This window comes from Henriciella sp. AS95, from assembly GCF_038900055.1.
In the GTDB taxonomy this organism is placed as follows: domain Bacteria; phylum Pseudomonadota; class Alphaproteobacteria; order Caulobacterales; family Hyphomonadaceae; genus Henriciella.
Genome location: NZ_JBBMQM010000001.1, coordinates 796,989 through 810,191 on the forward strand (window position 1 = coordinate 796,989; position 13,203 = coordinate 810,191).

The 13,203-nt window shown below is 61.3% G+C and carries 12 protein-coding genes; 3 read left to right on the forward strand and 9 right to left on the reverse strand.

Features of this window, described 5'->3' with window-relative positions:
* Positions 1 to 2 precede the first annotated feature (2 nt).
* Positions 3 to 2,285, forward strand: a complete 2,283-nt coding sequence (locus WNY37_RS04200; RefSeq protein ID WP_342972207.1) for an NADP-dependent malic enzyme — start codon at positions 3 to 5, stop codon at positions 2,283 to 2,285.
* A gap of 12 nt (positions 2,286 to 2,297) precedes the next feature.
* Here the strand turns inward: WNY37_RS04200 and WNY37_RS04205 are convergent, their stop codons facing one another.
* The 6 genes from WNY37_RS04205 to WNY37_RS04230 all read right to left on the reverse strand — a co-directional run bounded on the left by WNY37_RS04205 (position 2,298) and on the right by WNY37_RS04230 (position 8,925).
* On the reverse strand, positions 2,298 to 3,761 hold the full coding sequence (locus WNY37_RS04205) for an MFS transporter (protein ID WP_342972208.1): 1,464 nt from the start codon (positions 3,759 to 3,761) through the stop codon (positions 2,298 to 2,300).
* Positions 3,758 to 5,239, reverse strand: coding sequence for an ATP-binding protein (locus WNY37_RS04210; protein ID WP_342972209.1), 1,482 nt, complete (start codon positions 5,237 to 5,239; stop codon positions 3,758 to 3,760). Before WNY37_RS04210 ends, WNY37_RS04205 begins: the two co-directional genes overlap by 4 nt.
* A 65-nt stretch (positions 5,240 to 5,304) precedes the next feature.
* Positions 5,305 to 6,849: a YifB family Mg chelatase-like AAA ATPase gene (locus WNY37_RS04215; protein ID WP_342972210.1), complete on the reverse strand. Its 1,545-nt coding sequence runs from the start codon at positions 6,847 to 6,849 to the stop codon at positions 5,305 to 5,307.
* An 84-nt stretch (positions 6,850 to 6,933) separates the two neighbouring features.
* Complete coding sequence (locus tag WNY37_RS04220) at positions 6,934 to 7,293, reverse strand: hypothetical protein (RefSeq protein ID WP_342972211.1); 360 nt, start codon at positions 7,291 to 7,293, stop codon at positions 6,934 to 6,936.
* Positions 7,294 to 7,320: 27 nt separating this feature from the next.
* Entirely contained in the window at positions 7,321 to 8,271 is a 951-nt protein-coding gene (gshB, locus tag WNY37_RS04225) for a glutathione synthase (protein ID WP_342972212.1), read from the reverse strand.
* Positions 8,272 to 8,415: 144 nt separating this feature from the next.
* Entirely contained in the window at positions 8,416 to 8,925 is a 510-nt protein-coding gene (locus WNY37_RS04230) for a fasciclin domain-containing protein (protein ID WP_342972213.1), read from the reverse strand.
* 179 nt (positions 8,926 to 9,104) lie between these two features.
* Here WNY37_RS04230 and WNY37_RS04235 point away from each other — a divergent pair, with 179 nt between their 5' ends.
* Entirely contained in the window at positions 9,105 to 9,926 is an 822-nt protein-coding gene (locus WNY37_RS04235; RefSeq protein ID WP_342972214.1) for an META domain-containing protein, read from the forward strand.
* Here WNY37_RS04235 and WNY37_RS04240 read toward each other — a convergent pair.
* Genes WNY37_RS04240 through rsmI form a run of 3 tightly spaced genes read right to left on the reverse strand, consistent with a single transcriptional unit; the run spans position 9,923 to position 11,894 of the window.
* On the reverse strand, positions 9,923 to 10,555 hold the full coding sequence (locus tag WNY37_RS04240) for a BON domain-containing protein (RefSeq protein WP_342972215.1): 633 nt from the start codon (positions 10,553 to 10,555) through the stop codon (positions 9,923 to 9,925). The genes WNY37_RS04235 and WNY37_RS04240 overlap by 4 nt on opposite strands.
* 36 nt (positions 10,556 to 10,591) lie before the next feature.
* Positions 10,592 to 10,975, reverse strand: a complete 384-nt coding sequence (locus WNY37_RS04245; protein WP_342972216.1) for a YraN family protein — start codon at positions 10,973 to 10,975, stop codon at positions 10,592 to 10,594.
* A complete protein-coding gene (gene rsmI / locus WNY37_RS04250) occupies positions 10,968 to 11,894 on the reverse strand; it encodes a 16S rRNA (cytidine(1402)-2'-O)-methyltransferase (protein WP_342972217.1) in 927 nt (308 codons plus the stop codon). The genes WNY37_RS04245 and rsmI overlap by 8 nt, the downstream gene beginning before the upstream one ends.
* Between rsmI and WNY37_RS04255 the strand changes: the two genes are divergently transcribed.
* Positions 11,888 to 13,198, forward strand: a complete 1,311-nt coding sequence (locus WNY37_RS04255; protein ID WP_342972218.1) for a penicillin-binding protein activator — start codon at positions 11,888 to 11,890, stop codon at positions 13,196 to 13,198. The genes rsmI and WNY37_RS04255 overlap by 7 nt on opposite strands.
* Positions 13,199 to 13,203: the final 5 nt, after the last annotated feature.

Consider the following 13,203-nt stretch of genomic DNA (forward strand, 5'->3'; position numbering starts at 1 on the left):
ACATGACGTCAAAGCGCCCGACATTCACCGACAAGGAAGCGCTCGACTTCCACAGCCAGCCACGTCCCGGCAAACTCTCCATCGCGCCGACCAAGCCGATGGCGACGCAGCGTGACCTGTCGCTCGCCTACAGCCCGGGCGTCGCAGTCCCTGTAAACGCTATTGCAGCGGACAAGGACCTTGCGTTCGAGTACACGTCGAAAGGCAACATGGTCGCCGTCATCTCGAACGGCACGGCGATCCTTGGCCTTGGTAATCTCGGCGCGATGGCATCGAAGCCGGTGATGGAAGGCAAGGCGGTCCTGTTCAAGCGCTTTGCGGATGTCGACTCCATCGACGTTGAAGTCGAGACGACCGACACTGAGGAATTCATCACGACGGTTCGCAACATCGGCGAGACCTGGGGAGGGATCAACCTCGAAGACATCGGCTCGCCGGAATGCTTCATCATCGAGAGCCGCCTGCGCGAAGAGCTGGAAGTTCCTGTGTTCCATGATGACCAACACGGCACGGCCATCATCGCCGCCGCCGGCATCATCAACGCCTGTGCCATTACCGGCCGCGAACTGAAAGACGTCAAGGTTGCCGTGTCTGGCGCTGGCGCCGCTGGTCTGTCGTGTGCGGGCCTGATCCGTCATCTCGGTGTGAAGGCCGAGAACATCCTGATGTGCGACTCCACCGGCGTCGTCTATGAAGGCCGCACCGAGAAGATGGACCAGTTCAAGTCTGCCTATGCGGTGAAGACCGACAAGCGCACGCTGTCAGAAGCCGTCGAGGGCGCTGACGTCCTCCTCGGCCTGTCGGTGAAGGGCGCCGTCACCAAGGAAATGGTGGCCAGCATGGCCCCCAATCCGATCATCTTTGCCATGGCGAACCCGGACCCGGAAATCCTGCCTGAAGAGATCAAGCAGGTGCGTGACGATGCGATCATTGCGACGGGTCGTTCCGATTATCCGAACCAGGTCAATAACGTCCTTGGCTTTCCCTACATTTTCCGCGGTGCCCTCGATGTGCGCGCCCGTGGGATCAATGAAGAGATGAAAGTCGCGGCAGCTCGAGCGCTTGCCCAGCTGGCCCGTGAAGACGTGCCGGACGAAGTGGCAGCGGCCTATCACGGCTCGCGCCCGCAATTTGGCCGGGAATATATCATCCCGACGCCGTTCGATCCGCGCCTGATCAGCTTTGTGCCGCCCTTCGTGGCGCAAGCGGCGATGGATACTGGCGTTGCCCGCACACCGATCAAGGATATGGACGAGTATCGCCGCCAGCTGGCGCGCCGGCTCGACCCGACGGCGTCGTTCATTCAGGGCGTGCAGGGCTACGTGCGCGAGAAACAGCCGCGCATTGTCTTTGCAGAGGGGGAGGAGCCGAGCGTCGTGCGCGCTGCCTTCTCGTTCAAGAACCAGGGTCTCGGCATTCCGATCCTGATCGGCCGCGAAGACCAGGTTACGCGCAGCATGCAGCAAATGGGTGTGCCGGAAGGCTCACTCGATATCATCAATGCGCGCCTGTCCGACCGGAACCCGGAATATACCGACTATCTCTACGACCGGCTGAAGCGGCAGGGATTCCTGCGCCGCGACGCGCAGCGCATGGTCAACCAGGACCGGAACGTATTTGGCTCCTGCATGCTGAAATTCGGCGATGCAGACGGCATGATTACCGGGGTTACGCGCAATTATGACGTTGCGCTGAAAGACGTTCAGACCGTGCTGGACCCCATTCCGGGCAAGCAGGTCATCGGCATGTCCATGGTGATCAACCAGGGCAAGACGATCTTCATTGCCGATACGTCGATCACTGAACTGCCCGTGGCAAAAGATCTTGTCGGCATCGCCTGTGAAGCCGCAGATTCGGTCAGAAGCCTAGGGTTTACGCCGCGCGTCGCTTTCGTGTCCTACTCGACCTTCGGCAACCCGATGGGCGAGCGGGCCGAGAAAGTCCGTGAAGCGGTCGCCATGCTGGATGCGCGCGATGATATCGATTTCGAGTATGAGGGCGATGTCGCTGTGGATGTCGCGATGAACCCGGGGCACAAGCTGCTCTACCCGTTCTCGCGCCTGACCGATGCGGCCAATGTGCTGGTCATGCCGGCGATCCACTCGGCGGCGATTGCGACCAAGCTGCTCACCTCGATGAGCCGTGCAACGGTGATTGGTCCGATCCTGCTGGGCTTTGAAAAGCCGGTTCAGATCGCGTCTCTCGGTGCGACGGTGAACGATATCGTGAATCTCGCGACCTTTGCCGCCTTCGACATCGACAAGCTGGTTCACAATAAGGGCTAGGCGCAGCGCGCGTCAGGCCTTGGCGGGTGTCGGCCCTTCAGGGGCGGGCACCGCGTCGCTGTCGACCTCATCCCCTTCGATGCGGATGCCTTTGGCGCGGTCCGGGCCGTATTTCATCACGAACAGGATGAGCGCGATGGGCGGCAGCGTGTAAAGCGCGGTAACCGTGAAGAAGCCGGCCCAGCCTATGGATTCCGACAATGGGCCGGAGGTCGTCGTTGCGGCGAGCTTGCAGAAGAAGGAATAGGCCGAGCTGAGCAGAGCGTATTGCGTCGCGGCGAATTTCCGGTCTGCCAGCGAGGACATGTAGGCGATGAAGACCGAGCCGACATAGCCGGCGGCCAGATTGTCAGCCACGATGACACCCATCAGCGCCCAGACGTCCGGTGTGTGAACAACCGCGCCTTCGGGCGGCGCGACCCCCGCAGACACGGCATTGGCGACCACGTCGAGATCCGGCCCTGCCATGATCGCCAGGGCGGCGAAGGCGCCATTGGTGAGCAGGGTAATGACGCCGCCGGCAATGAGCGCGGGCATGAGGCTGTAGCGGACGGCTACGAAACCGCCGACAAAGCCGCCGACAATGATCGGCCAAGGGCCGAGGATGCCCTGGATCCAGCCAACGGTTTCGCGCGAATAACCGAGGTCTACATAGAAGGGGCTGGCCATGACGCCCATGGTGAAGTCACTGATCCGGTAGAGTGTGACGATCCCGGCGACCGGTATGATCCAAATGCCGAATTTGCGGACAAGTTGCCAGAAGGGCTCGACGACGGCGTCCTTCACTTTCATGGCAAAGGATTTGGTCTCATCCTTGATGCGATCGACATGCTCCGGCTCTGAGACGAAGAAGATGATGATGGCGCCGATCGTCAGCATGACGACAGCCATCAGGGCATAAGCAAAATGCCAGCTCGTCGACCCGGCAATCACCATGCCGAAGCCCGCAAACATGATGGCAAAGCGGTAGCCGAGATTGTAGACGGCGGCCATGTTGGCCTGCTCGTCATTGGGCGCCGATTCAATGCGCCAGGCGTCAACCGCAATGTCGAGCGTGGCCCCTGAGAAGGCGAGGACAAGCGCGCCGATCACAACAGGCCCGAGCGCGACGGCCGGGTCTGTCGAGCTGATCAGGAAGAGGCCGAGCGCCGTGCCGCATATGGCGAGCACCATCCAGCTGCGCCGCTGGCCCAAGAGCTGTTTGAGGACTGGGATCTGGATCCGGTCGACGACGGGCGCCCACAGGAATTTCAGGGAATAGGCAAATGAAACAGCGTAAAGACCGCCGATCGAGGCGCGGTCGATGCCGGACTCCCGCAACCAGAAGGACAGCTTCGAGAAGACCATCATCAGCGGCAGGCCAGAGGCAAAGCCCAGCACCAGCATGAAGGCCATGGTCGGTTTCAGATAGGATTTAAAAGACGCTTTGAGCGTTTCCTTGCGGGGCTTGGCTGCCTCGGAGGACTGCGTGCTCATGCTGCGCCCAATTTGCGGCCAGAAGACGAGCGAGTGGTCCAGTCCGTTGCGAGGCGGCGAAGGGCTTCGGCATCGAGCGGCTTGGCGGCGACGCCGGTCGCCCCGGCGGCGCGCGCGCGACGTTCAATGTCGGGATTGATCTCGGCTGAGATGGCTATGATCGGCATTTTGTGTCCGGCGCTCCTCAAGCTCTTCATCGCTTCATACCCATCCATGATCGGCATACGCAGATCCATGAGAATGAGAGCCGGCTTGAGACGCTGCACGATATCGACCGCGTCGCGACCGGTCGACACCACACTGACCGAGAATCCTGCCGATTCCAAGGCACGTTGCGCAATCAGAGTGTTGACCGGGTTATCGTCGGCGATCAGGACACGTCCGCTCGCGGAGGGGCTTTCTTTTTCGTCCGGTGAAGCTGTGCCTTTCAGGGCGAGATGGGCCCGTTCGATGAGGGACCGGTCTCGCAAGGGCCGCACGAGCCAACCGCTGGCGCCCATGTCGTGAAAGCGGCCGAGCAGGCCCCGGTCCTCCGGACGCATCACGACCAGTGTCGGTGCAATCCGGGTGAGCGCGCGCAGCGACCGTTCCGGCAGCTTCGCATCCGCCAGAATGAGATCCGGCCGGGCCTGGCGGGCGTGCTGAGCATTGTCTGTGATGAGCGGCGTTGCGCCCGCATTTGCCAGGGCGCCGGCGGCAGACAGGCAGGTGCTCGGCGAAAATCCGGCAAGGGCTACGCGTGCCTCGAGGCGGGGGCCGGCCGGACGGGTCTGTTCTGCAGCGGTGACGGGGATGCGGACGGTAAATTTCGTGCCGAGGCCCGGCTGGCTTTCGAGCGTAACGCTGCCGCCCATAAGCTCTGCGAGCTTCTTGACGATCGCAAGGCCGAGACCGACGCCGCCATCCTTCTGCGCGTCGCCCGCCGAAGTCTGCCGGAAGGCCTCGAACAGCGCTGTCTGGTCGGCGCGCGCGATGCCGGGGCCAGTATCGATGATGTTGAAGAGGAGGCTGGTCTCATCCGCATCGATGTCGACCAGAACGCCGCCGGTTTCGGTGAATTTGAGCGCGTTGCCGACAAGATTGAACAGGATCTGGCGCAGTTTTCCGCCGTCCGTGACCACGTCTGTCGGAATGCCGGCATGTGTTCGCACAGCGACATCCAGGCCGATGCTGTGAGCCCGGGGGGAAAGCAGCTCTGTCACTTCCCGGGCGAGATCGGTGACGTTTATTGTTTCCTGCTCGAGTTCGGTGGGCGCGCTGTCGAGGCGGGCAAAATCGAGGATGTTATTCAGCAGGTCCAGAAGGCGCGAGCCCGACAGGCGGATCGCTTCGGCATATTCCTTCTGGGCGGGATCCAGCTCTGTTTCGAGCAGCAGCGAGACGGTGCCGAGAATGCCGTTGAGCGGCGTGCGGATTTCATGGCTCGTTGTGGCCAGGAAGGCCTGCTCTGGGGAGAGTTTACCGGATGGATCTGTCATGACCCGGCCAGACCTAACCGAAAAGCCTGATGAATCGCTTAATATCGCAGGCGGATGTTACAGGTTCAGCGGGCCAGCGAGGATTGGCTGGAGGCGGGTTGATCGCCCGGAAGCCTGCGGCGATAGGACAGGGCTTCGGCCAGGTGAACCCGCTTTACACCGCCTGCACCATCAAGGTCTGCAATGGTCCGCGCGACTTTCAGCACGCGGTGATAGGCGCGCGCCGACAGAGCGAGTTTTGCCGCAGCATCTGAGAGCAGGCTGCTCGCGGCGTCATCAGGAGCGGCAATGGCGGCGATGTCGCGAGCTGGCGCATCGGCGTTCACAGCGCGCCGGCCTTCGGCGGGGCTGGAATAGCGCTCTGTCTGGATGTCACGAGCGGTCTGAACGCGAGCAGCCGCTTCTTTGGTGCCTTCCGACGGGGCGGGCAAGGCCAGGTCCATGGCTGTGACGGGCGGTGTGTCGAAGAAGAGATCGATGCGATCAAAGAAAGGGCCCGAAATGCGCGACTGGTAGGTCCGCGCGCAGGCGGGCCCACGCTTGCAGGCCCCGTCGCCCGGGCCCCCGCCGCAACGGCAGGGATTCATCGCGGCGATCAACTGAAAGCGTGCCGGGTACCGCACGTGTCGGTTGGCGCGTGAAATGACGACCGAGCCATCCTCGAGAGGCTGGCGAAGGCTGTCGAGCACCTGGGCTGGAAACTCGGGCAGCTCGTCAAGGAACAACACGCCGTGATGGGCCAGTGAAACTTCACCCGGACGCGCCTTGATGCCGCCGCCGACGAGGGCTGCCATCGATGCTGAGTGATGCGGCGCGCGAAACGGGCGCTGGCGCGAAAGCTGGCCGCGCTCCAGCAGGCCGGCGACCGACTGAATCTGCGAGACTTCCAGCAGTTCGGTCGCAGAGAGCGGCGGCAACAGACCGGGAAGCCGTTGGGCAAGCATGGATTTGCCCGAACCCGGCGGGCCGCAGAACAGGAGGTTATGTCCGCCCGCTGCAGCGATTTCGAGAATGCGCTTTGCGCCTTCCTGACCCTTGACATCGGAAAGGTCGGGAATTGCCATTGGCGGTGCAAGTTCGCCCGCGACAGGCGGCACGAGGCTGGCGCGGCCGGCAAAGTGATTGATCATGGATATGAGGTTTGGCGCTGCCAGCGCCCCCTCGCCTGCCCAGGCGGCTTCAGGCCCGCATGCTTCAGGGCAGATCAATCGCAGATCCATGGCGATCGCAGCCATGGCTGCCGGCAGGACACCGAGCGTTTGGCCCAGCGCGCCGTCCAGCGAAAGCTCGCCAATGGCCGCGTGACCATCCAGAGCGTCAGGCGCGATCACGCCCATCGCTGCCAGAACACCTAATGCAATCGCAAGGTCATAATGACTGCCTTCCTTGGGCAGGTCGGCCGGCGCGAGATTGACGGTGATCCGCTTGGGAGGGAGGGCGAGGCCTATTGCCGAAAAGGCGGCGCGTACACGCTCACGGCTTTCGCCAACGGCCTTGTCGGGCAGGCCAACGATGGTGAAAAATGGATTGCCCGAGGTAATCTGCACCTGAACGTCGACAGGCTTTGCCTCGATGCCCTCAAATGCAAATGTCGTGATCCGACAAACCATATCCGTGCGCCCCAATGCTGGCCACTGCCTAGCATGACACTCGGAACAAATAAAGAACAAATTTAAACTTTGGCGCGAGCCAGACTAGTCGAGACGGATAATCTCGTCGTCGGGGTCGGTTTCTGCTGGAGGCACTTCTGTCGCCGGCGTTTCGATTTCCGGAATGTCGGCCAGGCGGTTCTCATTGATCGCCCCATCAGGCAGGCGAATGCCTTCCTGCGGCGCGCCTGCGTCTGGAATGCGCAGGTTAAACCCGCCGCTGGAATCAGATGCTGTCGTCGATTCAGACCCCGGATAACGGAGATTGAACTCAGAGGCGGCTGGTGCGCTGGCGGTTTCAGCCGAAACGTTGGCAGCCGTGCCGGACTCGGCAGGTGCCTTTTCCGAGCAGGCGACGCCGGTAAAGGACAGGGCGACAACAGATGCGAAGACGGCAGCTTTCATATTCATACCCTCAGTTTGGGGTGCAGATCAGCTCTTGGCAACCATCTCCTGCACACAGTCCCAGAAGATGGCCGCTGCATCGATGCCTGTAAAGCGCTTCAGTTCCTGAATGCCGGTCGGGGAAGTGACATTCACTTCGGTCAGCTTGTCGCCGATCACATCAATGCCGACAAAAATCTGTCCGCGGCTTTTCAGTTCCGGGCCGATGGCCTCGCAGATTTTGAGGTCGGTCTCGGTCAGCTCGACCGGCTCTGCCGTGCCGCCGACATGCATGTTTGACCGGGTTTCGCCCTTTTGCGGCCGGCGATTGATCGCGCCGACGGCCTTGCCATCAACAAGGATGACTCGCTTGTCGCCATTGCTGACGGCAGGAAGGAAGGCCTGGGCAATCATCGGCTCGCGTGTGCGCTCGAGAAACATTTCCATCAGCGAGCTGAAATTGCTGTCGTCTTCCTTCATGCGAAAGACGCCGGCGCCGCCATTGCCGTAGAGCGGCTTGATGATGATGTCCTTGTGGCGTTTGCGGAAGTCGAGAATGGATTTCAGATCGCGCGAGATCAGCGTATCGGGAATGATTTCCGGGAATAGGAGCGGGAAGAGTTTCTCCGGACCCGAGCGAACGAATTCCGGATCATTGAGAACCAGCGTCTCGCCCTTGAGAAGCTCAAGGATGTGGCACGCCGTAATATACGCCATGTCGAAAGGCGGATCCTGGCGCATCAGCACGACGTCGATATCATCGGCAAGATCAAGCAGGGTTTCCTCGCCCACAAGACCAGGCTCATCGGCGACGCGCTGGAAGGTGACGGGCTTGGCCCGGGCGGTGACGCGGCCGGTATCGAAGGAAAGGTGGCGCGGTTCGTAGATCCAGAGTTTGTGACCGCGTGCCTGCGCTACTTCTGCCAGCGCAAACGTGGTATCGGCATCTATATTGACCGTGGACAGCGGGTCCATCTGGATCGCGATACGCAGGCTCATAAAGGCTCCCTCAGCAAGTGTGGCTGCTATATGAGGGCGATTGAGCGCCTTGATAAGTGCCCGTGCCGATCAATGCGCCATCTGATAAGGAAAAGCCCCTCCGGCGCGAGGCCAGAGGGGCGATCCCGTGAGGGGCGTGGTCGATTATTCTGGCAGGATAACGCTGTCGATGACGTGGATGACGCCATTGGAGGCTTTCACATCAGCGGTAACGACATCTGCGTCGCCGACAGTGACAGCGCCGTGGCTGTCCTTGGTGACGGTGATCGTATCACCGGCCAGGGTTTCCACCTCGGTGGAGCCTTCAGCGATGTCTCCGGCCATGATCTTGCCCGAGACGACGTGGAGCTTGAGGATGCCCTGTAGCTGATCCTGGTTTTCTTCCATGAGCAGCGTATCGAGTGTGCCTTCTGGCAGGGCCGCGAAGGCCTCGTTGGTCGGAGCAAAGACGGTGAATGGGCCGTCGCCTTTCAAAGCCTCGACGAGGTCTGCTTCAGTGACAGCTGTGACGAGAGTCGAGAAGGCGTCGTTGGACGCAGCGGTGTCAACGATGTCCATCTTTTCCGACTTTTCCATGTGGTGTTCGGCGTGGGCGAGGCCCGCGCCACCAACAAAGAGGGCAGTCGTCGCAACGGCGGTGAAGAGGGATTTCATGAGGGGTCTCCTTTTGAGTTGTGGATATCCTCAATACGGCGACCGCTCATGCGTGGATCATTAAAAAACTTATAAAAACAATGATCTAATGTTTTGGATGGACCCGTCCTTGTACAAGGCATTACGATGTGTATCAGATCGTGGATCACTTGCTCGCAAAATCGTGAAAGGTGCCGACCATGCGCACGCTCTTCGTCCTTCCTGTCGCCATGGCGATGCTTGTGGCTTGCGAAACGGATACGGCGAAAGACGTGCCGAACGGGACAGCCGGTTCCGACGCTGAAATGAGTGCAGAGATGTCAGACCCTGCAGAGACCGAACCGATGACCATTACGGGCACGCTTGCCTATCGCCAGCGGATTGCTCTGCCGGCAGATGCGATTGCCAGCATCCTCGTTTATGAGGAGGGGCCTGCTGATATGGTCAGGGAAGAAATCGCAAGTGAGAGCTTCGAGCTGAACGGGCGCCAGGTGCCTATTCCGTTTCAGGTGATTGTGCCGGCGGACATCGAGCTGGAGCGTGACAGACTGTCCTTGCGGGCCGAGATCCATGATGCCGCAGGCGACCTGATGTGGACGAGCGACACGGCGAACATTTTCGACCGTACCGAGGGTCTTTATGAGCTAGGTAACATCAATCTCGTGCCGACAACGTCCGCCGTTGTTTCAATGGACCAGCTAACGGCGCATGAGTGGATGGCAGCCACCCTGAATGGCGACCCGCTTTTTCAGAGTTCGCAGATCACGATGACCTTTGAAGAAGACGGCCGGGTTAGCGGCTCGTCCTCGTGCAACTCGTATACGGGGAGCTTCAAGCTGAATGCGGGGACGCTGACATTTGGCCCGCTGGCCATGACGCGCCGCGCCTGCTTCCCGCAGGAGATCATGGAACAGGAGCAGGCTTTTGTTGCGGTCATGGGCGACAATCCGGATGTCGATCTCGACGAGAATGGATTGCTGACCCTGACGGGCGCGGATGGCCGCAGCCTGACGGCGCGTTAGCTGCCTGAGCCACCCAGCAATTCACTATCGCTGCCGCCTGACGCTTCGAACTGGGCTGGAATCTGACGCACTTTGACGTAGGACACGACACGCTGCACGCCGCCGACGACGCTGGCGCGCTCTGCGGCTTCTTTCAGTTCTTCGTTGGATTGGGCGATCCCCATCAGGTAGACGACGCCATCATACGTCTCGATATTGTAGTTGACGCTTTTCACATTCTTGGCGGCGATCAGCGAGGCGCGCACGCGCGCCGTGATCAACTCGTCAGAAGCGTTGGCGAAAAAGCCGCCGGGCCGTTCAATCACAATCTCATTGGCGACATCGCGGGTGCGGGTTGCTGTCCATGCAATGTCTTCCGCGCGTACGCGGTGTTCCGGTGTTGCGACACGGCCAGACAGCAGGACGAGGCCTTGAGCGACTTCAACATCGACCTCGCCAAAACCGTCTTCATTGAGCAACATGGCCTTGATCTGGTTGGACACCGTCGCGTCATCGACGGCTTCACCGAGTGAACGTTCCTGCACCGAGGCGACGCCGACCGCGCCAGCGGTTCCAAGGACAGCGGCTGCACAGCCGGACATGAGGACAGGTGCCGTCAGGGCGAGAGCCATAAGGGATGATCTGATCATGGGCCAAATCTCTTTCATCTAAAAGCTAAGTATGACCTAGGCGCCGGATGGGGCAAAATCTGGGCGCCACTGATTGCGCAAATGTATTGGCAATCGGTGTGGCAAAATCATCACGAGGTCGAAGCGCCAGTCGAGATGTTCGGCTTTCGCTTGTTGTGCCATCCAGCTTTGCGCGGCGCGATTGATCCGCCGCCAGTTTGCTTCGGGAACGGCTGTCTCGGCGACCGTGCGCGTCTGCCGCGCCTTCACCTCGATGAAGGCGACCGTATTGGCGCGCCGGGCAATGAGGTCGATTTCGCCAACGGGCAAGCGCACGCGGCGCGCGAGGATGCGATACCCTTTCAGCCGCAACCAGAGTGCGGCCAGCGTTTCAGCGCGCCGCCCGCGCCGCTCGGCCCGCTGCCGGACGCCCTCAGCCATTGTCCTTCAGGGCGAGTGCCCTCTGATAGGCGTCGCGTTTGGATATGCCGAACGCTTCGGCGACATCGTTGGCGGCGCGTTTCATCGGCGATTCCGCCATCGCCTTGATCAGCGCTGCATCGATGTCAGCCTCGTCCGGGGCGGCATCGATGGGCGGGCCGACAAGGATGACGATCTCGCCTTTTGGGGGGCCGTTCTCGCCATAATGGGCAGCGAGGTCCCCAAGCGTGCCGTGGCGTGTTTCCTCGAAGAATTTTGTGAGTTCGCGGGCGACGGCGGCGCGGCGGTCAGCGCCCAGCGTTTCGGCAAGGTCCGACAGGCAGGCGGCAAGCCGCGAGCCGCCTTCATAGAAGACGAGCGTTGCCGGTACCGCCTTCAGGGATTCGGCTTCGCGCTTTCTCTGGCCGGACTTCGGGGGCAGGAAGCCACAGAACATGAACCGGTCGCTTGGGAGGCCGGATGCGACGAGGCCTGCCAGAAGGGCTGATGCGCCGGGCACCGGGATGATCTTGATACCGCGTTCGACCGCTTCATGGACGAGCTTCCAGCCCGGATCCGAGACGAGCGGGGTGCCGGCGTCCGAGATGAGCGCAATCGTGGCGCCATCCTCGAGACGGGACAGGATGTCCGGGCGTCGCTCTGCCCCATTATGGTCATGGTAGGCACTCAGTTTTGCGCGAATGCCGTGAGCATCTAGCAGTTTGCGGGCGACGCGTGTGTCTTCCGCCAAGACTTCATCGGCAGCCGCCAGCGTATCGAGAGCCCGCAGGGTGATATCGCGCAGGTTGCCGATGGGGGTCGAGACGACATGAAGGCCGGGCTCAAGACGGGTTTTGCCGTGTTGCGCGGGGGCGGTCTCAGCACTAGGCTCGCCATCGGGGCGACTCGCGGCCGGAACGGAAGGATCTTTGGATGACATCTTGGGCACCATCGCGCTTTGCAGGCCTCGCGCCAAGCCTTGTTCTCGCAGCTTTTCTCGCGCTCGCCGGGTGTGCCACTGGCCCGAGCCAGCCGCCAGCCCCGATTTCCAGCGGCAAGCCGCGGGTTGATCCTGATCCTCGCCAAGCTCAGACGGACGATGAGTTACCAAATGATATTCACGGTGCCGGCATCCTGGCGGATGTGAATGGCATGCCGCTGCCTCAGCCTGGCCGGTTTACGCCGGAATACCTGAAGGGGCGGGATATCATGCGCGCCGCTGTGCTGCTGCCATTCTCGCATCCGAACGCCGGTGTGCGCGCCGAAGCCGAAGGCATGCTGGCCGGTATCGAGATGGCGCTGTTCGATCATGGCAATGAAGAGTTCGTGCTCTTGCCGAAAGACACTGCTGGCTCGCAGAGCGTTGCCATTGAAGCGGCTGAACAGGCGCAGCGCGAAGGCGCAGAATTTTTCCTCGGGCCGCTTTTTGGAGCCAATATTGCAGCCCTGAATACAGATCGCGCGCTCGCAGGGACGCCGATCATCGGCTTTTCCAACGACAATACGGTCGCGGGCGGTTCGACCTGGCTGGCTTCGATTACGCCGGAAGAGGAAGTCAAGGCGCTGGTGGACTATGCGGTTGCGAACGGCATCCGTCAGTTCGCGTTCTTTGGCCCTCAGAGCGATCTTGGGACGCGTATCCAGACAGCGCTTCAGTTTGAAGCGCAGCAAGCTGGCGGTGTCGTGATCTCGACCGGATTCTACCCGGCAGGTGAGGGCTCCCCGACGAGCGAAGCGAAGTATCTCGCCAGGTCCATCAATCAGGCGCAAGCCTCTGGCCGTGTCGCTGTCCTGATCCCTGAACGCGGAACGCAGCTCCGCCGCGTCGCGCCACTGCTGGCTTATTATGGCGTGAGCCGCCGCGTGAAACTGATGGGGCTCAGCAACTGGAATGATCCTGGCATCTGGCGTGAGCCATCGCTGGCGGGCAGCTGGTTCGTTGCGCCGCCAGAGGCTGATCTGAAGGCATTTGAAGCCCGGTATAACAGGATCTATGGCCGTGCACCGAGTTCACTTGCGGCGCAGGCTTACGATGCTGCTGCGCTCGTGATGCAGCTCTCCAAGGATGGAGAGCTCGAGGCTGATGAGATGACGCAGCAGGATGGGTTCTATGGCTTGAACGGGCTCTTCCGGTTTGCGCCGGATGGCACGACGCAGCGTAAAATGGCGATCTATGAGGTGCAGCCGAGCGGCGCTGTCGAGATCCAGCCGGCCAGCAACAGCTTCGGCCCGGACATCGGTTAGGCCGC

Excerpts from the sequence above, each read along its gene's own strand:
- WNY37_RS04245 (WP_342972216.1), bottom strand. The coding sequence starts at position 10,975 with ATGGCTGAGGGCGTCCGGCAGCGGGCCGAGCGGCGCGGGCGGCGCGCT.
- WNY37_RS04240 (WP_342972215.1), bottom strand. The coding sequence starts at position 10,555 with ATGATCAGATCATCCCTTATGGCTCTCGCCCTGACGGCACCTGTCCTC.
- WNY37_RS04205 (WP_342972208.1), bottom strand. The coding sequence starts at position 3,761 with ATGAGCACGCAGTCCTCCGAGGCAGCCAAGCCCCGCAAGGAAACGCTC.
- WNY37_RS04235 (WP_342972214.1), top strand. The coding sequence starts at position 9,105 with ATGCGCACGCTCTTCGTCCTTCCTGTCGCCATGGCGATGCTTGTGGCT.
- WNY37_RS04210 (WP_342972209.1), bottom strand. The coding sequence starts at position 5,239 with ATGACAGATCCATCCGGTAAACTCTCCCCAGAGCAGGCCTTCCTGGCC.
- WNY37_RS04215 (WP_342972210.1), bottom strand. The coding sequence starts at position 6,849 with ATGGTTTGTCGGATCACGACATTTGCATTTGAGGGCATCGAGGCAAAG.
- rsmI (WP_342972217.1), bottom strand. The coding sequence starts at position 11,894 with ATGTCATCCAAAGATCCTTCCGTTCCGGCCGCGAGTCGCCCCGATGGC.
- WNY37_RS04200 (WP_342972207.1), top strand. The coding sequence starts at position 3 with ATGACGTCAAAGCGCCCGACATTCACCGACAAGGAAGCGCTCGACTTC.
- WNY37_RS04255 (WP_342972218.1), top strand. The coding sequence starts at position 11,888 with ATGACATCTTGGGCACCATCGCGCTTTGCAGGCCTCGCGCCAAGCCTT.
- gshB (WP_342972212.1), bottom strand. The coding sequence starts at position 8,271 with ATGAGCCTGCGTATCGCGATCCAGATGGACCCGCTGTCCACGGTCAAT.
- WNY37_RS04220 (WP_342972211.1), bottom strand. The coding sequence starts at position 7,293 with ATGAAAGCTGCCGTCTTCGCATCTGTTGTCGCCCTGTCCTTTACCGGC.
- WNY37_RS04230 (WP_342972213.1), bottom strand. The coding sequence starts at position 8,925 with ATGAAATCCCTCTTCACCGCCGTTGCGACGACTGCCCTCTTTGTTGGT.